The 18447-nt window shown below is 38.1% G+C and carries 17 protein-coding genes; 16 read left to right on the top strand and 1 reads right to left on the bottom strand.

All coding sequences use genetic code 11. From position 1 onward, the window contains the following. On the bottom strand, window positions 1-2073 hold the full coding sequence (locus J4771_RS02535; RefSeq protein ID WP_224136100.1) for an alpha-ketoacid dehydrogenase subunit alpha/beta: 2073 nt from the start codon (window positions 2071-2073) through the stop codon (window positions 1-3). 324 nt (window positions 2074-2397) lie between these two features. Here J4771_RS02535 and J4771_RS02530 point away from each other — a divergent pair, with 324 nt between their 5' ends. The 16 genes from J4771_RS02530 (at window position 2398) to J4771_RS02455 (ending at window position 18408) form a co-directional block, all read left to right on the top strand. After that, window positions 2398-2787, top strand: a complete 390-nt coding sequence (locus J4771_RS02530; protein WP_224136098.1) for a hypothetical protein — start codon at window positions 2398-2400, stop codon at window positions 2785-2787. A gap of 463 nt (window positions 2788-3250) precedes the next feature. After that, window positions 3251-4336, top strand: a complete 1086-nt coding sequence (dnaX, locus tag J4771_RS02525) for a DNA polymerase III subunit gamma/tau (RefSeq protein WP_224136096.1) — start codon at window positions 3251-3253, stop codon at window positions 4334-4336. A gap of 311 nt (window positions 4337-4647) precedes the next feature. Then, the gene (locus tag J4771_RS02520; protein ID WP_224136094.1) at window positions 4648-4938 is read left to right on the top strand and encodes a hypothetical protein; all 291 of its coding nucleotides are present in this window, start codon (window positions 4648-4650) and stop codon (window positions 4936-4938) included. A 124-nt stretch (window positions 4939-5062) separates the two neighbouring features. Then, window positions 5063-6130 carry a chorismate mutase gene (locus tag J4771_RS02515; protein ID WP_224136092.1) on the top strand — a complete coding sequence of 356 codons (1068 nt, stop codon included), beginning with the start codon at window positions 5063-5065 and terminating at the stop codon, window positions 6128-6130. Between the two features lie 105 nt (window positions 6131-6235). Continuing rightward, on the top strand, window positions 6236-7162 hold the full coding sequence (gene rsgA / locus J4771_RS02510; RefSeq protein WP_224136090.1) for a ribosome small subunit-dependent GTPase A: 927 nt from the start codon (window positions 6236-6238) through the stop codon (window positions 7160-7162). Between the two features lie 174 nt (window positions 7163-7336). Beyond that, complete coding sequence (locus tag J4771_RS02505; protein ID WP_224136088.1) at window positions 7337-7756, top strand: nucleoside-diphosphate kinase; 420 nt, start codon at window positions 7337-7339, stop codon at window positions 7754-7756. A gap of 248 nt (window positions 7757-8004) precedes the next feature. After that, complete coding sequence (locus J4771_RS02500; protein WP_224136086.1) at window positions 8005-9459, top strand: SUMF1/EgtB/PvdO family nonheme iron enzyme; 1455 nt, start codon at window positions 8005-8007, stop codon at window positions 9457-9459. Window positions 9460-9529: 70 nt separating this feature from the next. Next, entirely contained in the window at window positions 9530-11608 is a 2079-nt protein-coding gene (locus J4771_RS02495) for an Ig-like domain-containing protein (RefSeq protein WP_224136084.1), read from the top strand. Between the two features lie 162 nt (window positions 11609-11770). Continuing rightward, window positions 11771-13624 (top strand): hypothetical protein, encoded by a 1854-nt coding sequence (locus J4771_RS02490; protein WP_224136081.1) that lies wholly within the window; start codon window positions 11771-11773, stop codon window positions 13622-13624. 201 nt (window positions 13625-13825) lie between these two features. Next, window positions 13826-14287, top strand: a complete 462-nt coding sequence (locus J4771_RS02485; protein WP_224136079.1) for a hypothetical protein — start codon at window positions 13826-13828, stop codon at window positions 14285-14287. 172 nt (window positions 14288-14459) lie between these two features. Continuing rightward, window positions 14460-15437 carry an acyl-ACP desaturase gene (locus J4771_RS02480; RefSeq protein ID WP_224136077.1) on the top strand — a complete coding sequence of 326 codons (978 nt, stop codon included), beginning with the start codon at window positions 14460-14462 and terminating at the stop codon, window positions 15435-15437. Then, window positions 15422-15601 (top strand): hypothetical protein, encoded by a 180-nt coding sequence (locus tag J4771_RS02475; protein ID WP_224136075.1) that lies wholly within the window; start codon window positions 15422-15424, stop codon window positions 15599-15601. The genes J4771_RS02480 and J4771_RS02475 overlap by 16 nt, the downstream gene beginning before the upstream one ends. A 21-nt stretch (window positions 15602-15622) precedes the next feature. Next, the gene (locus J4771_RS02470) at window positions 15623-16054 is read left to right on the top strand and encodes a BT0820 family HAD-type phosphatase (protein WP_224136074.1); all 432 of its coding nucleotides are present in this window, start codon (window positions 15623-15625) and stop codon (window positions 16052-16054) included. Window positions 16055-16149: 95 nt separating this feature from the next. Next, the gene (map, locus tag J4771_RS02465; RefSeq protein ID WP_224136072.1) at window positions 16150-16959 is read left to right on the top strand and encodes a type I methionyl aminopeptidase; all 810 of its coding nucleotides are present in this window, start codon (window positions 16150-16152) and stop codon (window positions 16957-16959) included. A 117-nt stretch (window positions 16960-17076) separates the two neighbouring features. Then, complete coding sequence (gene tnpA, locus J4771_RS02460; RefSeq protein ID WP_224136070.1) at window positions 17077-17547, top strand: IS200/IS605 family transposase; 471 nt, start codon at window positions 17077-17079, stop codon at window positions 17545-17547. A gap of 93 nt (window positions 17548-17640) precedes the next feature. Further along, on the top strand, window positions 17641-18408 hold the full coding sequence (locus tag J4771_RS02455) for a class I SAM-dependent methyltransferase (protein ID WP_224136068.1): 768 nt from the start codon (window positions 17641-17643) through the stop codon (window positions 18406-18408). Window positions 18409-18447 lie beyond the last annotated feature (39 nt).

Here is an 18447-nt window from a genome sequence, read left to right as displayed (position 1 = left end):
TTAATGACTTAACATTTCCTTTATTTTCTCAGAAACCTTTTCCGCATTCGGCAACATCTCTTTTTCCAACACCAAGTTAATTGGAACTGCAGGTAAATTTAAAGAACCCATCGCTTCAACCGGCGCATCTAAAAAGCTGAAACAATTCTTTGAAATTCTATGAGCAAAAGCTTCGGCGAAGGAATTATTAATCTGTTCTTCCGTTAACACCACACATTTTCCATGGATTTTCACCCTTTCGAAAACCAAATTTTCATCTAAAGGAATCAATGTTCTTAAATCAATAATTTCAACACGACCAGGATAATTTTTCGATGCCTCTTTAGCCCAGTAAACGCCCATTCCGTAAGTTACGATGAGCATGGTTCTGCCTTTTTCAGTTTCAGCCGGATCAGCGTCTAAAATTATTTTTCCTTTTCCTAATGGTAAAACATAATCTTCTGCAGGTTCAATTGTTTTGGCTTCTTCAGTTCCGGGAACTTTGCTCCAGTACAATCCTTTGTGTTCCAACATAATCACCGGATTAGGATCATAGAAAGCGGCTTTTAACAACCCTTTAAAATCTGCCGCATTGCTTGGATAGGCGATTTTAATTCCTTTGATATTTGCCAAAATACTTTCCACGCTTCCGCTGTGATAAGGACCGCCTCCGCCGTAAGCTCCGGTGGGAACTCGAATAATGGTACTCACCGGAAATTTTCCCTGACTTAAATAACAGGATTTTGAAATTTCTGTGATTAACTGGTTAATTCCCGGATAAATATAGTCGGCAAACTGTACCTCAACAATGGGTTTTAAACCTACCGCACTCATTCCTACGGTAGAACCAATAATGTACGCTTCCTGAATAGGAGTGTTGAAAACCCTTTTATTTCCAAACTTTTGTCCTAAAGTCACCGTTTCCCTGAAAACGCCGCCAATTCTTTCGCCGACATCCTGCCCATAAAGCAACGCTTCCGGATGTTTCCACATCAATTCCTGGATGGCGTGAATGGCTGCATCCACCATCACGATTTTTTCCTGATTTTTAGGAGTTCGTTCCCCAACTTCCTCGGTGATTGGGGTAGGAGCGAAGACGTGCTCTTGCACAGTTTGAGGAATTGGATCTTCTGCATTGATTGCTTTTTGGAAAGCCTGTTCTGCTTCCAGTCTTGCCTTTTTTTCAATTTGTTTTAAAAGATCTTCGTCAACACCATCTTCAAGCAGTCTTTTTCTTAAAATATTTCCAGGGTCTTTTGCTCGGTGCTTTTCTAAATCTTCCTCATCGCGGTAAAATTCTCTCCGAACTCCGGAAGTATGGTGGCCAATTAAAACGGTTTTCGCACAAACCACCATTGGTTTTCGTTCTTTGCGAACAAAATCTACGGCTTCTTTCATGGCTTCAAAACTTTCCACGAAATCGGTTCCATCGATTCTCATTCTGTTTAAACCCGTAAATCCTGCCACGAAATCGTAAGCATCGGCTGTTCTGGCTTCCTCTTTGGTTACGGAGATTCCCCATTCATTGTCCTGAACCAAAAAAATAATGGGCAACTGATGAAGTGCGGCAAACTGAAAAGCTTCCGAAACTTCACCTTCCGTGACCGAATTATCGCCTAAGCTGCAAACAACAACGGGGTTTTTATGGTAATGTTTTAAGTTGAATTCCTGTATGTATCTAATTCCCTGTGCAATACCGGTGGTTGGAATGGTCTGCATTCCGGTAGCTGAACTTTGATGAATAATTTTCGGCATATCGTCTTCCAAACTTGAAGGATGCGAATAATAGGAACGTCCACCCGAAAAAGGATCATCTGCTTTCGCCAAAAGTTGCAGCATCAAACGATAAGGCTCGAAACCGATTCCCAACAACAAACTTTCATCGCGATAGTATGGCGAAACCCAGTCTTCCTTGGTCAGCTGATAAGCCGTTGCCAACTGGATCGCTTCATGCCCGCGCGAAGTGGAGTGCACGTATTTGCAAATATTTCGGTTTTCCTCGTAAATGTCTGCCATTGCTTTGGCGAGCATCATGTGGTTAAAAGCCTTTAATAAAATTTCCTCTGAAACGTTCTGTTGCGTATCTAATTCCATAGCTAACAAATATAATAATTTTTTGTTGGACAAGTTTTCATGAAAAATTAGTTGGAATATATTGGGAAGATTCTTATTTAATTGACCATTGACTTGAAAAATTTTGTACACTCGGACTGCACGATGAATTATTGTCTTAACGAACCAGTAAGGAAAAGAGCTTTACCTTCGCTGAAGCTGCAATTTCAACAGTGGAATGGTGAAGTTGAGTTTTATAGAGGGATTAATTTACAACCTGCAATTGGTTGTGTCGTGTCACGAAGATAATAATTTTTGAAAGCAATTCACAATTTTACCCTATTTTTACAGCACAGACTAGCTCCAATGAACATCAAAAACCTTCAACAAATCCTCAATTCTCAACCCTCTGTAACGGGAAGCACTTTTCTGGTGACTTCGCTTTTTGTGATTTCGTGGATATTAATGATTATCCTTTTTGTGCTTTCTATGGGTTTATTTCTGGAAAGTTTTCTACATTACAGGATTTTTTTAGAATGGGTTTCCAAGCAGCTCCAGTTTGGGTTGAACGATGAGCAGCGCTGGAAAATCGCGACCAGTTTTGGTTTGGTTTCGTTGTTTTTGAGTATTATTTTTGGTGGAGTAATCGTTCTCTGCAAAATGGTTTTGCGAAGAAATCATTACATTATTCAAATCGAGGATTGGATTCTTGGCAACATTAAGGAGGTGAAAAAAGACAGCAAAGGAAAAAAGTAGTTCAGTCAAAATTCTGCTGATTAAAAATCCTTTTGATGTTCCGATGAATTAACCACTATTTACTTTAGAACAGACTATGATAATTGTTCCTGGGTGCGCTAAAGTGTCGCTAACATGTGCCGCAGGAAGTGTCTGCTGATTTTTTGTGACACTCCTAAGGCAGCCCACTAAAATTGGCTGTCTTTTCTTCTAATCTGTTCTACTTTTAAGTCTTTTGATCTTATGAAACCCGGTCTTTGACTCAGTTCTGGAAAATGGAAACTGGATCTTGTATTTCATGGTACAAAAGTTTTAAGTTTTTGATACTCAAAGGTAATAAAATGTTTTTTTCATAAAATTTATCTTAACAAATTGGGTTTTTTTTATCTTTTTTAAATAGAAAACAGGAGTTTCTTGTAGAAAAACACCGATTAAAATTTTTTGAAAAATTTCTTTTTACATAATATTTGCTTATTTTTGACCAATGGAAAATTTCGTGGTTTCTGCAAGAAAATACCGTCCGCAAGAGTTTGAAACTGTTGTCGGTCAGTCGCACATTACAGATACTTTGGAACACGCCATTGAAGAAAACCAACTTGCACAGGCTTTGCTTTTTTGTGGACCAAGAGGAGTTGGAAAAACCACTTGTGCAAGAATTCTTGCCCGAAAAATCAACGAAAGAGACGGCTCTACTTCAGAAGACGGTTTTGCCTACAATATTTTTGAACTCGATGCCGCTTCCAACAATTCCGTGGAAGATATTCGGGAATTGACGGACCAGGTTCGTTTCGCGCCCCAAGTCGGGAAATACAAAATCTATATTATTGACGAGGTTCACATGTTGTCTTCTGCTGCATTTAACGCATTTTTGAAGACTTTGGAAGAACCGCCTTCTCACGCGATTTTCATTTTGGCGACCACGGAAAAACACAAGATTATCCCTACGATTTTGTCTCGTTGTCAAATTTATGATTTCAAACGAATTACGATTGAAGACATTCAGGAACATTTAAAGAAAATCGCCGATAAAGAGGGAATTCAGTATGAAGACGACGCACTTTATTTAATTGCCCAAAAAGCGGATGGTGCTCTTCGTGACGCACTTTCGATTTTTGACCGACTTTCGACCTTCACACAGAAAAATATTACGCTTGCAAAAGCTGCCGAAGTTCTCAACATCCTTGATTACGACCAATATTTAAAGATTGTGGATTTGGCGCATGAAAATAAAATTGCTGACACGCTTTTCGCCTTTAATGAAATCGTGAAAAAAGGTTTTGACCCACATATTTTCATTGCAGGTTTGGGAAATCATTTCCGTGATTTGATGATGGCTCAAAACCAAAATACTTTGAGTTTGATTGAAGTGGGTGAAAAGACGAAAATCAAATTTTCTGAACAGGCAAAAAAATGGAACGCCCAACAATTAATCGATGCGGTTGAAATTTGCAATCATGCCGACATTAATTACAAAAATTCCAAGAATCCTCGATTAACCGTTGAAATTGCATTAATGCAACTTTCATCATTAACGGCAAACGGAACGGATTCTAAAAAAAAAAGTTCCTGATTTTAGCACCGCTCCTTAACGCGGTTTCTTCACATTCTGAAAGTCCAAAAAAGGGCTCTGAAAATCCTCCATCTGAAGTTAAAAATCAGTTACAACAAGAAATTTCTAAACCAATTTTAAAAGCTTCAGAACCGATTGCGAAACAAAAAATTCCTTCTCCATACAGCATTAATGCGGCTTTACAGAAATCTGAAAAAGAGGAAGAAAAGGTAGATGAAAAGGAAAAGGTAGAATTACCAAGCAATCATTTCACCGAAACTGACTTACAAACAGAATGGCAGAAATTTTTAAACGAACTTCAATCAAAAGATATGATTGTTTACAGTGCAATCAGTTCCTTTAAACTGCAGAAAATTGACGAAGACATTGTGGAAATCACTTATCCATCCGATTCTGCGAAAAGTGAGTTTGAAAAAATACGTGCAGAATTTTTCAACCATTTTATGCGGAAAGTGAATCACTTCAACATCAATATTGAATATAAAAACGATGTTTCCCTTAAAAAAGAAATCATCACCAAACGGAAGATTTTTGATAAATTTGCCGAGATTAATCCCGTTTTAAGGGAACTTGATGATTTATTCAAATTTGATTTAAATTAAAGTTTGGATTATTTAAAAATATCAATAGGAATGGACTTTAGTCCATTTTTTAAAACTAAAGATTCATTTGGCTTTAGCCAAAACTTAAATTATAGAATTGGCCAAATTTGGCTTTGAAAAATATATGACATTACAGGATTTAGAAAACAATTGGGTGAAAGAATTCCCAAAACCATTAATTATTGCAGGACCATGCAGCGCAGAAAGCGAAAAGCAGATGCTTGAAACTGCAAAAAGAATAAAAGAAACCAATGCAGAAGTTCCAATTTTCCGGGCAGGAATTTGGAAACCGAGAACCAAACCCAACGGTTTTGAAGGAGTTGGAGTAATTGGTTTGAATTGGCTGAAAAAAGTTAAAGAAGAATATGGTTTCAAAACTGCAACCGAAGTTGCAAATGCACATCACGTTGCAGCCGCATTGGAAGCCGATGTTGATATTTTGTGGATTGGTGCGCGTTCCACAGTAAATCCGTTCACCGTTCAGGAAATTGCGGAAGCGTTGAAAGGAACCGAAAAACCTGTGCTTGTGAAGAATCCTGTAAATCCCGATTTGGCTTTATGGATCGGTGCTTTGGAAAGATTGTTGGGACAGGAGGTGAAAAATTTGGGTGTCATTCACCGTGGATTTTCAACGTATCAGAAAACGAAATACAGAAACATCCCGAATTGGCAGATTGCGTTGGATTTTAAAAATCAGTTTCCTAACATCCCGATGATTGTGGATCCGTCACATATTTGTGGCAACAGAACAGGTTTGTCTGCAATCGCTCAAGAAGCCTTGAACGTTGGTTATGACGGTGCAATGATTGAAACGCACAGAAATCCCGATGAAGCTTGGAGCGACGCTTCACAACAAATTACCCCAGAAGTTTTGGCGGAATTAATCAATAATCTTCAAGTTAGAAATTCCGATATTTCGGGATTTGATGATGAAATGGGACGTCACCGAACGTTGATTTCGGATTTGGATTTTCAACTGATTGAAATTTTGGCGCAAAGAATGAAGATTTCTGAAAAAATCGGGACATTGAAGAAAGTGAACAATATTGCAATCTTCCAACCCGAAAGATGGAAAGTCATTACGGAATACGCCACCCAAAAAGCAGACGAAACCGGAATGTCTTCTGAATTCATAGAAAAAGTGTTCAAGGCAATTCACGAGGAGTCGATTGAGGTGCAGAATAATATCTAAGAAGATGGAAGATGGAAGCTGGAAGATGGATGCTGGAAGATGGAGAAAAATTTCAGAGTGTGGAAAAATTATTCCTTCATCATTATTAATTATTAATTCAAAATTTTGAAAGGTCTCATCACGAAATCCACAGGAAGTTGGTATCAGGTTTTGGATTCCGAAACCGGACGATTCTTCGAGGCGCGAATTCGTGGCAAATTCAAGTTGATCAAAACACGTTTAACGAATCCACTTGCAGTGGGTGACCATGTTGAATTTTCTCTCGAACAGGATGATGTAGCTTGGATTACCAAGATAGAACCGAGAAAAAATTATCTGATACGTAAATCGGTAAACCTTTCAAAAGAAGCGCATATTATTGCGTCGAATATCGATATTGCCTGTTTTATTTTCACTTTAAAACATCCTGAAACTTCGCTTGGTTTTCTCGACCGTTTTCTTGCCTGTTGCGAAGCTTACAATATCAAACCTTTGATTTTATTCAATAAGATGGATGTTTTGAATGAAGACGAAAAAGAAATCGTTGCCAATATTGAATCACTTTATCAGCAAATTGGTTATGAAACCTTGGAGATTTCATCCTATTCAAAATTGAATCTGGAAATTTTGCAGAATATTCTAAAAGATAAAGTTTCTGTATTTTTCGGACATTCCGGAAGTGGAAAATCTACTTTGGTCAATGCACTTCAACCTGAACTGAATTTGAAAACTTCAGAAATTTCTGAAACCCATTTAAAAGGAAAGCATACCACAACTTTTGCACAAATGCATTTTTGGGATTTCGGCGGAAGCGTCATCGATACACCTGGAGTTCGCGAATTTGCCATGATTGATGTAGAAAAAGAAGAAATCCAACATTACTTTCCTGAAATTTTCAGCATCGGCAGAAGCTGTAAATTCCACAATTGCATGCACATCAACGAACCAAAATGTGCCGTTCTTGACAGCTTGGAGTCCGGAGAAATAGAGGAGTCTCGCTACATCACTTACTTAAAACTCATGGAAGAGGCGGAAGAAAATGCTGCTAAATAAAAAACCCAGCCGAAGCTGGGTAAAAACTAATAACCATGAAAACTCAAATTAAACATGAGAATCGAAAATTAAATTACAATTTTCGTGCCAAACTAATGGCTCTCGTGAAAAGAATTTTCATTACAAATATAGCAAACTTTTTGTATTTTTGCAACACTTTAAAAATAAAAGTTTATGTCAGGTAAAATTACATTCACCATGATTAAGCCGGATGCAGTTGCAGATGGTCACATTGGTGCTATTTTAGGGAAAATTGCGGAAGCGGGATTCAAATTCAAAGCGTTAAAATTAACTCAACTTACCGTTGCAGACGCAAAAAAATTCTATGAAGTTCACGCTGAAAGACCTTTTTACGGCGAATTAGTGGAGTTTATGAGTTCGGGACCAATTGTAGCCGCAGTTCTTGAGAAAGACAATGCTGTGGAAGATTTCAGGACATTGATCGGTGCGACTAATCCTGCAGATGCAGCAGAAGGTACCATCAGAAAAATGTTTGCAAGAAGTGTAGGTGAAAATGCAGTTCATGGTTCAGATTCTGATGAGAACGCTTTAATTGAGTCACAATTCCATTTTTCAGGTAGAGAGATTTTCTAATTTTTTAAACCAATAAAAAGTATAATGTCTGGGAGATTCCCGGACATTTTTTTTATCTACATCTCAACATATCCTATAAGTTTTTGATAAATACCCAATTCACGGTATGTAGATTTTTTATTGATACGATAGATTTGTCATGCTAAAGCTGGTCATCATGAAAACTTTACTCAGAAAACTTTTAAAACTTTTACACGACAAAATTTTTATCAAACAAAATACAATTTAAACCTTTAAAACTTTTTATTATGAAAACAAGAACATTACTTGTGAAAGCGCTTTTTAGCGCAGTGTTTTCGCTAATGGCTATTGTAACGGCAAAGGCGAACAACGTACAGATTACCGGAACCGCGGTTACCGGAAGCAACATTTCCTTCAACATCAGTTGGGAAAATTCGTGGAATGCAAGTGCTGCTCCCGCTAATTGGGACGCAGTGTGGGTCTTCGTAAAATACCAAGATTGTAACACCAAACTTTGGATGCACGCAGATCTAAGTACAGTTGCTGCAGATCATACTGCGGGATCACCATTACAGGCAGATCCAGTGACAGATGGAAAAGGTGTTTTCTTAAGAAGAAGTGCCGTTGGCGGCGGAAATATTGCATCAACTGCAGTTACTTTGAAAATGAATATTCCTGCTGGAACCTACAACTATAAAGTGTACGGAATTGAGATGGTGAATGTTCCTGAAGGCAGTTTTCAGCTTGGTGACGGAGCGGGTTCTTACACTTTCAGCAGTATTACGGTAGATTCAAATGCCCAGAATAATGGCTTAACTTCCTCTCAGTTGGGACCTTATACTGCAGATATTTCTCCTTCTTTTCCGATGGGGTACAATTCTTTCTATTGTATGAAATACGAGATTTCGCAGGAACAGTATGCTGATTTCCTAAATTCTTTAACCTTTACACAGCAAAAAAACAGAGTAGAAAATGATCCTGGTGCTGCAGCAGGTTCCTATTCAATGTATACGGGTTACCAGTACAGAAATGGACTCGCAATCGTTACTTCGGGAAGTAATGGCGCAATACCGGCAGTTTTCGGAACAGACGCTACAGCGGGAACTCCAAACAGCTCTAATGACGGACAGAATGTTGCAATGAACGGATTAGGTTGGAATGATGTAGCAGCTTATTTGGATTGGGCAGCACTAAGACCCATGACTGAGATGGAATTTGAGAAAGTAGCAAGAGGCCCACTGCCAAGAATTGCTGGAGAATTTCCTTGGGGAAGCACTGAACTTACTAATACAGGCAGCGGAAGCCTTTTAAATGCTAAAATGAACAATGAAACTTCAACTACAACGGTAAATAACGGGATGTGTGCAATTCAGGGAGGAGTCGTCGCTTCAACTGCAGGTCCATTGAGAGTTGGGATTTTTGCCACAAATGCATCGGGAAGACTTTCGGCAGGAGCTGCTTACTATGGAGCAATGGAAATGGCAGGAAATGTTACAGAGCGTGTTATTTCTGTATCTACAGAGGGCGCAAATTTCAACGGTACTTTGGGAGATGGGGAATTGACATCCACGGGTTTTGCTGATCAGGCAACCTGGCCATTCTCTTCGACAGGTGCGGGTCAATATCCAAAAGGAGGAGACTACTTAAATAGTTATACTTACGGAAGAACTTCGGACCGCCAAAATTTATATAGCCCGAGTCTTGCAAGAAGTTACGTGCACGGAGGTAGAGGTGTAAGATAACATCTTTTTAGGTTTTGAAAATTTCAGGTTTTCAAAAAATTAAAAAATATTAATTAATAATTCTAAAAAGATGAAATCAACAATATACCAATCAAGGATCGTTGTATTCATTTTTGCGATATTCAGTTCACTGCTTTCTGCGCAGTACACCGGCGGAATTTCAGATGGTAATTCTGCACAGCAGGTCACTAATCTTTCCTGCGGTTTAGCTCCGGGTCAGTTTGCTTATACTGGCGGAGTTGGTGACGGAAACAGTGCGAACACAAAAATATATACAACTTGCGGCTACGCGCCGGGTCAATACGCTTATATGGGCGGTATTAATGACGGCGCAGCTGTAGATACTAAAATGTACAACTTATGCCCTTATCCTCCGGGATTTTATGCCTATTTTGGCGGAAGTGGAGACGGAAACAGCGTAAATAAACTTCAAAATTGTGCAATTGTCTTGCCGGTTGCCGATTTTACAGCAACTCCAACGGAAATTTGCGTGAACCAAAACGTGCAGTTTACCGATGCATCCACCAATGCATTAAGTTGGGAATGGACAGTTACCGGAGGAACATTTGTTTCGCCAAGTACGAAGTACAGCCAAAATCCTGTAGTGAAATATGGCACAGCCGGAACTTACGCAGTTACCTTAAAAGTCAGAAATACTGATGGCGAAAATGTTATTACAAAAACGGCTTACATTAAAGTAAATGCGTCGGCGTCTATCACCAGCACAACACCAGGATCCAGATGCGGACCTGGAAGTGTAACGCTTTCTGCAACACCTAATTCAGGAACCATTAAATGGTACAGCGCAGCAACAGGAGGAACTTTATTATTCACAGGAAACAGTTTTACCACGCCAAGTATTTCTACAACAACTACGTATTATGCAGAAGCATTCAACGGTTGTACAGCAAGTACAAGAACAGCAGTAACTGCAACTGTAAATCCAGTTCCAACAATTTCTGGAAGTGATGTTGCAAGATGCGGAACAGGAACGGTAACTTTAACAGCCAATCCAAGCGCAGGAACTGTGAAATGGTATGATGCCGCAATTGGAGGTACAGAACTTGGTACAGGAACTACTTTCACAACTCCTAATTTAACTACTACAACTTCTTACTATGCAGAAACCACCTCTACAGCAGGTTGTGTCTCAAACAGAATAGAAATAAAAGCAGTTATTAATGAAATTCCTACCATCACTTCCACCACACCTGCAACTCGATGCGGAGCAGGAACAGCAACTATCTCAGCTGTCGCAAGTTCTGGAACTATTAACTGGTACGATTCGTTAACTGGAGGAACATGGTTGGCTGCAGGAAGCAGTTATTCACCAAGTGTTAGTTCAACTACCACTTTCTATGTTGGAACAACAACTGCGGCGGGATGTAGCTCAACAAGAACGGCAGTTACCATTACCGTAAACACCATTCCTACCATTACTTCTACCACACCGGCTTCACGTTGCGGAACTGGAACGGTAACATTGGGAGCTACAGCTTCTGCGGGAACCATCAGTTGGTTTGCAAATGCTACTGGAGGAATTTCGTTAGCAACAGGAACAAGTTTTACCACACCGACTATTTCGTCATCCACAACATACTATGTGGAAACAGATAACGGAATTTGCAACTCAGGTCGAACTGCTGTAACTGCAACGGTTAATAATACTTCAGCTCCTACAGGTAATACAACTCAAAATCTTTGTGGAAACAAAACATTAGCAGACTTAGTAGTATCAGGTAGCAATATTATTTGGTATGATGCAGCAACCAATGGAAATGTATTGCCAAGTACGACTACCGTTGTCTACGGAACGACTTATTACGCCTCACAAACGGTGAACGGCTGTGAAAGTACTGATAGATTGGCTGTTACTGTAATCAACTCGGGATGTCTTTCTACTAACGAAAATATAACATTTAGAGTAAACTTATATCCAAATCCTGTAAGTGAGATTTTGAATATCAAGTATGATAATCCAATTTCGCAAATTGAAATATACAGTATGAACGGACAAAAAGTTTCCACCATAGTTCAGAAATCAAATCATTACAAGGTTGATTTCAGTAAATATCCTTCAGCAGCGTACTTAGTGAAAGTATTCGCAGATGGAAAAGAGGTGAGAACATATAAGGTTATCAGGAAATAATCCCTGAACATCTTAATTCATTAAGCAGATTCAGAAGTGGATCTGCTTTTTTTTATTAAAAAAATAAAAATCACAAAATCAAAAATACCCAATTCAGGGTATATCAAAAATTTAGTACAAAAGTATCTTTGGACTAATAAAAAACCTAAAAACTTTATTAATATGAAAATCAAAGCACTACTTGTTGCACTCGCAGTTGGAACTGCCGCACAGGTTTACGCACAGCAAACCGGAATGAATATTCTGGAAAAAGACTACGAAATATCCCGAAAAGCCAAAAAAGGGTATCTCGGTGGAGTGGAAGCTAAAGAAAATGGCAATTTCGACATGGTGTATTTTCTGCCTTCAAGCAGAAGAAAAGTGAAGATTGAAGTGTATAGTTTTGATAAGGACGCCAATCTAAAAAATACCCTGAAAGATGAATGGGATGTGGAAAAGGTTAAGAAAAAATGGAAATGGTTCAACTTTAAGGGTGACGAATATTCTACAACAGCAGCATCGTTAAGTACCAATCTTAGCGGCAAAATGATGTTTAAGAAAAGACTCATCAAAGCCAAATACAATTGGTTAGTTGGTGGATATTTGAAAAGTATAAAAATGCTTGATCGGCAAAAACTTACAAGTGAAGACGGTGAAGAATATCTTTTCAGCGGCGCTTATGAAGTAGAAAGAGACAGCACGATTTTGGCTTTGGCGTATCCTTATACAAAAGGTTCTTCCTACTCGAATTTGGATTTGATTAAAGTGAATAATGAAGGCGTTTCAAAAAAATTGGCTTCGGTTCCAACTTCAAGCCCAATGAAACCTATCTTTTCTAAACCATTGTTGGATGACAACAGTAGGGATGTTGATAACGATGATTTTCCGCGAGACTGGGTTGTAGTTTTAGCTCCAACAAAAGCCTATGGAAAAAGCAATACAGGAAATCCAAACCAACTTACCTATTTGAGGATTTCCCCAGAAGGAAACTTAAAGGAAAATTTCACGTTTAATTCTCCGGATGCCGGTTACAGGATTTTGAACGCCTACGAAAAAAACGGAACTGTACTACTTTATGGCATGAGTATTAAGAAAGATGGCAAATATGCGGATGAAGTTTTAGGACAAACCGTGTCACCTTCAAGTATGGATGATGAGGAAAAAGCTGCAACATCTTCAGGTGGAGGTATGCTTGGCGGATTGGGAAAAATGGCAGGAATGATTTCTGGCAAAGAAGAATTGGCGCCATCACAGGCAAGTTTAGATAACGCATTAGACGAAAAAAAGTATGATAATTTCGTGATTACCAAAATCCAGAACGGAAATGCGGTGTATGTGAGACCTACCGCAATGCCTGAACTCAACCAAAAAGCAGTTGCAGGATCGGACATGAAAAAACCTTTGGAATTTGACGGAAAAAAATTCACAGCCAACAATTTTCAGATCCTAAAAGATGGTTCATTTGTTCTGTGTCTTCAAGATTTCAAACCAAGCAGTGGAGGAATTGGTGGAAATAAACTTTTAGGAGCACTCACAGGAGTTTCTAGATCGGGAAGTAGCTATGACAGAGTTTACAAAGGAATGTACATGCTACATTTTTCACCAGAAGGTAGTTTGGTAAGAAACTATACCGTTCTTCTTGATCAGAAGAATAAAAAGGGATTCTTCAATAATTCTCCAATGACTGCAGATAACTTTCCGGCAACAAGTTATGTGATTGAAAGTAAAGACGGCAAGTCGATAAACTGGATAATGGAAATGGTAAAAGCTATTGACAAAGATACAAGTGTAAGTACATTCTGGGATACTACCACAACTACAACAACCTATTCTCCGTTTTATAGTATTGAATATGGTAAATTGGATCTATCCACCGGAAAATCTTCCGAATTCAGAACTTTGGGAGATTTGGAAAAGAAAAAGTATTATCTGTACGACAAACATAACCGAATCCAGATTGGTGATTATACCTACTTTTTCAGTGAGACACCAAATGGCGACCGATTACTGATTTCAAGAATGAATGTAAATGATTAAAATGCAAAAGCACAAACCGTGAGAATTAATTTTAGAACAAATAATGTTTTCATTATTAGTTTTTAGGAGGTGGCCGGGAATTTTCCCGGTCATTTTCATTTCATTTCCCTAAATTTTTTTAAAAAATACCCATTTCAGGGTATTCAATTTTCTTTTAGCGATTTTATTTTTACATCATTATTAACCTAAAAACATTTAACAATGAAAAATTTCATTAAAACAATTGCAGCCTTGTCGATGATGCTTTTTCTATTCATTTCATGTAATAGAGATGACAGCGAAACTACCCCAAATAATCCTACTACTACGGCAGGATTTACCTGGAAGGAAAATGATCCAAATTCAACCACAATTAAGACTGCAGGTTCATCTGAGGTGCGAACTCAGTACAAATCGATTTTCGCATTTGCAGGAACAACAGCAACATCAGGAACTTTATTTGAAATCAACCTTACCGGAGTTTCACCGGCAACTTATGATTTAGCAGCCTCCGGAAATGCTTTTTACCATTCAGGTTTTGGGAATGGCGGAACCATCACCGGCAAAGTAGTAATTACTAAAAATGACGGTGCAAAAGCAAGCGGCACCTTTGAAGCGTTTACCACGGCGACAGGAAGTGTAACCAAAGTTTATGGTACTTTTACCGACATTCCGGTAAAATAAGCTTTATGGAATAACAAACTACTTCTGTAGCGGAAAAGCATGAAGCAGTAATTTTTTTCAATTTTCTTTTCAGTCGGAAGCAATAGTTTTCGGCTGTTTTCATTTATTTAATATTAAAATTATGCAATAAATAATATTTTTAAACTATATTTGTTGCCTATAAAAAATTGAAATGTATAACAAATTAGTGCGGATTGAAGTAATGCGGAATCTGGGGAAAGAAGTGGGCGACTTCATTTCATCATATTTAACTCCCGTTGAAAAGATTTGGCAACCCACAGATTTTTTACCCGACCCATCAGCAGAAAATTTTAAATATGATGTAGAGGAACTACAAACCTACGCACAAGAAATGGGTTACGATTTATTTGTAACCTTGATTGGTGACTGTATTACCGAAGAAGCACTACCAAGTTATGAATCATGGATTATGGGAATTGATGGAGTAGAACAGGAAAACCGGACGGGTTGGTCACAATGGGTGAGAAGCTGGACAGCAGAAGAAAATCGTCACGGCGATTTATTGAATAAATATCTTTACCTCTGTGGAAGAGTAAATATGCGCGAAATCGAAATCACCACGCAATATTTAATTCAGGATGGGTTCGATTTGGGAACTTCAATGGATCCATACAGAAATTTTGTTTACACCAGTTTTCAGGAGACGGCAACCAATATTTCCCACAGAAGAGTAGGAACTTTGGCAAAACAAACCGGGAATACTAAGTTGGCGAAAATGTGTGGAGTAATCGCAGCTGATGAAGCACGTCATGCAAAAGCCTACAAACATTTTGTAAGCAGAATCTTCGAATTGGATCCATCTGAAATGATGCTCGCTTTCGAAGACATGATGAAGAAAAAAATTGTGATGCCTGCACATTTAATGCGTGAATCTGGGCAAAAAGCCGGTGAGCTTTGGGGACATTTTTCTGACGCGGCACAAAGAGCAATGGTTTACACCGGACAAGACTACATCAATATTTTGAGCGAATTATTAAACGACTGGAAAATAGAACACATTTCCGGACTTAATGAACAGGCACAAAAAGCCCAGGAATATTTAATGAAACTTCCAGGAAGACTGCAGAAAATCACCGACCGAATTGCCACACCAGATTTGCAGTATCAATTCAAATGGGTAAAATCTTAGACCAAATTATATCAAACTATATTTTTTTTGGAGCGGCTGAATTTTTCAACCGCTCTTTAATTTTCCTATCTTTGCAAAATCCAAAAAATAAAACAGGTGAAATCGCCAAGATTGCTAAAAGACAAACTCTGTATGAAGATAGAGGAGATTTCACAGGACTTTAAAAAAACAATAAACAGCTAGATATGAAAAGTAACAAAAAACTCGCTATAGACTTCGACGGAACTGTTGTAGAGGACGCATATCCAGGAATCGGGAAGCCCAAAACATTCGCTTTCGAGACTTTGAAAAAACTTCAGGCCGAAGGTTACCGTTTAATTCTTTGGACCTACCGTCACGGAAAATCCTTGGAAGAAGCCGTAGAATTCTGTAAAAAAAATGGAGTAGAGTTTTATGCGGTCAACTCCAGTTTTGAAGGAGAAGTTTTCGATTCTGCAGAGGCATCTAGAAAAATTGATGCAGACCTGTTCATCGACGACCGAAATCTTGGCGGTTTTCCGGGATGGGGAGAAATCTATAACATCATCACCGACCGAATTGAATTCCGTGTAGAAGGAACCGAAGTTTTAGCCTACTCAAAGATGAAAAAAGAAAAGAAAAAAGGATTATTCTGGTAAGGAAAATCTAACAATTTACTAATGTTAAAGAGATATGCCAAACATTATTCAGCATCATTGTTAAATTGATAAACTGATAATTTTCACATTATTTAATGATAATTTTAAAAACCCTCGACGAACTTCGTCTCATGCGTGAAAGCGCGCAACTTGTCTCAAAAACTTTAGGTTTAATCGCTAAAGAAATAAAACCTGGAGTTACCACCAATCACCTCGATAAAATCGGGGCAGAATTTATTCGTGATCATGAGGGAGAACCTGCATTTTTAGGAATGTACGGTTTCCCAAAAAATCTATGCATCTCACCAAACGCAGAAGTAGTTCACGGGATTCCAAATGATAAACCACTTGTGGAAGGAGATATTCTTTCGGTGGATTGTGGCGTTTATATGAATGGTTTTTACGGCGATCACGCCTATTCCTTTGAAGTTGGGGAAGTTGCTCCAGAAACCAAAAAGTTGCTAAAAGTTACCAAACAATCTTTATACAAAGGAATTGAACAATGTGTTCGCGGAAAACGAGTAGGTGATATTTCCAATGCCATTCAAACCTATTGTGAGAGCCATGGTTACGGCGTTGTTCGCGAATTGGTTGGTCACGGTTTAGGAAGAAAAATGCACGAAGATCCGCAAGTTCCAAACTACGGCAGAAAAGGCAGCGGAAAAGTTTTGAAAGACGGAATTGTTCTCGCCATCGAACCGATGATTAATTTGGGAACGCATGAAGTAATATTCCACAAAGATGGTTGGACAGTCACTTCTAAGGACAATTCACCTTCTGCACATTTTGAACACGATGTCTGTATTATCAACGGAAAACCTGTTTTGCTTTCTACTTTCAGATATATTTATGAGGCGTTGGGAATTGTGAGTGATGAAGAAGCGCCATTTACAATGGATTTTTAATTTGTTTCTATAAATGAAATTGAAAGGAAGGAGCGGCGAAGCCGCAAAATGTTGGTAGTATTGATATGGTGTTAAAAGGAGGTGCGAAGCACCGACATGTTGGTAATATGATAAATTATGGCTGATTCAAACGCTACATACACACAAATACACATCCAATTTGTTTTCGCTGTGAAATTTCGTGATTCATTAATCAAGGAAGATTGGAAAGAAGAACTTCATAAATATATTACAGGAATAGTACAAAATAACAATCACAAATTATTGGTAATAAATTCAATGCCGGATCATGTTCATATCTTGGTTGGAATGAGACCAAAACAATCTGTATCCGATTTGGTAATGGATATTAAGACCAATTCTTCTAGATTCATTAATGAAAAAAAATTCTTGCCAACAAGATTTGAATGGCAAAAAGGATATGGAGCTTTTTCTTACGGTAAATCGCAAGTTAATGATGTAATCAACTATATTAATAATCAGGAAAAGCATCATCACAAAAAGTCTTTCAAAGAGGAATATATTGAATTTTTGACAAAATTTGATATTGATTTTAATCAAGAGTATATTTTTAATGATTTAATATAACCAACATGTCGGTGCTTCGCACCTCAATAACCTTCCCTGCAAATCTTCTACCAACATTTCGCGGCTTCGCCGCTTCCCACAAACTCAGATTAATTGAAAAAACTAGCCAAGTTCCTTTTAAACAAAATTCCGCGACCGATGCTTATTAACTTAAGCATTTTTCTTCGTCCTTTGATTTACCAGTTTTTTAAAGGGGATAAATTCTACGATCCCATCGACGGAAAATCTTATCGAAAATTTCTACCTTATGGTTACGGAAAACAGAGAGAAAATGCGCTTTCACCCGGAACTTTAAGTTTGGAAAGACACCGACAAATGTGGCTTTATCTTCAAAATGAAACCGATTTTTTTACCAAAAATTATAAAGTTCTGCACATCGCGCCGGAACAGGAATTTCTCCGAAAGTTCAAGAAAATGAAGAATTTGGATTATACTTCAGCCGATTTATTTTCACCGATTGTTGATGTAAAAGCGGATATTTTAGATTTGCCTTTTGAAAACGGATCTTTCGATGTGATTTTCTGCAACCATGTTTTAGAACATATCGAAGACGACCGAAAAGCGATGAGCGAACTTTTTCGGGTAATGAAAGAAGGAGGGTGGGGAATTTTCCAAGTTCCCATGAAGAATGCTTTGGAAAAAACTTATGAAGATTTTTCCATCAAAGATCCCAAAGAACGACAAAAACATTTCGGGCAATACGACCACGTTCGTTGGTATGGAATGGATTATTTTGAAAGATTAAAAAGTGTTGGTTTTGAAGTAGATGCTAACTTTTATTCAAGAAAATATTCAAGTGAAGAAATCAAGAAATTTGGTTTGATGGAGAATGAAATTTTGCCTCTCGTTTTCAAAAAATAGTTTTCTAATATTATCCGCCATTTTATTTGATTCAATTCG

This window comes from Candidatus Kaistella beijingensis (assembly GCF_020084865.1).
GTDB classification, from domain to species: Bacteria; Bacteroidota; Bacteroidia; order Flavobacteriales; family Weeksellaceae; genus Kaistella; species Kaistella beijingensis.
This window is presented reverse-complemented; position numbering and strand designations above follow the sequence as displayed.

Coding starts and splice junctions, on each gene's coding strand:
- J4771_RS02530 (WP_224136098.1), top strand. CDS start 2,398: ATGAACATCAAAAACCTTCAACAAATCCTCAATTCTCAACCCTCTGTA.
- J4771_RS02520 (WP_224136094.1), top strand. CDS start 4,648: ATGATTGTTTACAGTGCAATCAGTTCCTTTAAACTGCAGAAAATTGAC.
- map (WP_224136072.1), top strand. CDS start 16,150: ATGATAATTTTAAAAACCCTCGACGAACTTCGTCTCATGCGTGAAAGC.
- tnpA (WP_224136070.1), top strand. CDS start 17,077: ATGGCTGATTCAAACGCTACATACACACAAATACACATCCAATTTGTT.
- J4771_RS02505 (WP_224136088.1), top strand. CDS start 7,337: ATGTCAGGTAAAATTACATTCACCATGATTAAGCCGGATGCAGTTGCA.
- dnaX (WP_224136096.1), top strand. CDS start 3,251: ATGGAAAATTTCGTGGTTTCTGCAAGAAAATACCGTCCGCAAGAGTTT.
- J4771_RS02475 (WP_224136075.1), top strand. CDS start 15,422: ATGGGTAAAATCTTAGACCAAATTATATCAAACTATATTTTTTTTGGA.
- J4771_RS02515 (WP_224136092.1), top strand. CDS start 5,063: ATGACATTACAGGATTTAGAAAACAATTGGGTGAAAGAATTCCCAAAA.
- J4771_RS02480 (WP_224136077.1), top strand. CDS start 14,460: ATGTATAACAAATTAGTGCGGATTGAAGTAATGCGGAATCTGGGGAAA.
- J4771_RS02500 (WP_224136086.1), top strand. CDS start 8,005: ATGAAAACAAGAACATTACTTGTGAAAGCGCTTTTTAGCGCAGTGTTT.
- J4771_RS02485 (WP_224136079.1), top strand. CDS start 13,826: ATGAAAAATTTCATTAAAACAATTGCAGCCTTGTCGATGATGCTTTTT.
- J4771_RS02535 (WP_224136100.1), bottom strand. CDS start 2,073: ATGGAATTAGATACGCAACAGAACGTTTCAGAGGAAATTTTATTAAAG.
- J4771_RS02495 (WP_224136084.1), top strand. CDS start 9,530: ATGAAATCAACAATATACCAATCAAGGATCGTTGTATTCATTTTTGCG.
- J4771_RS02490 (WP_224136081.1), top strand. CDS start 11,771: ATGAAAATCAAAGCACTACTTGTTGCACTCGCAGTTGGAACTGCCGCA.
- J4771_RS02470 (WP_224136074.1), top strand. CDS start 15,623: ATGAAAAGTAACAAAAAACTCGCTATAGACTTCGACGGAACTGTTGTA.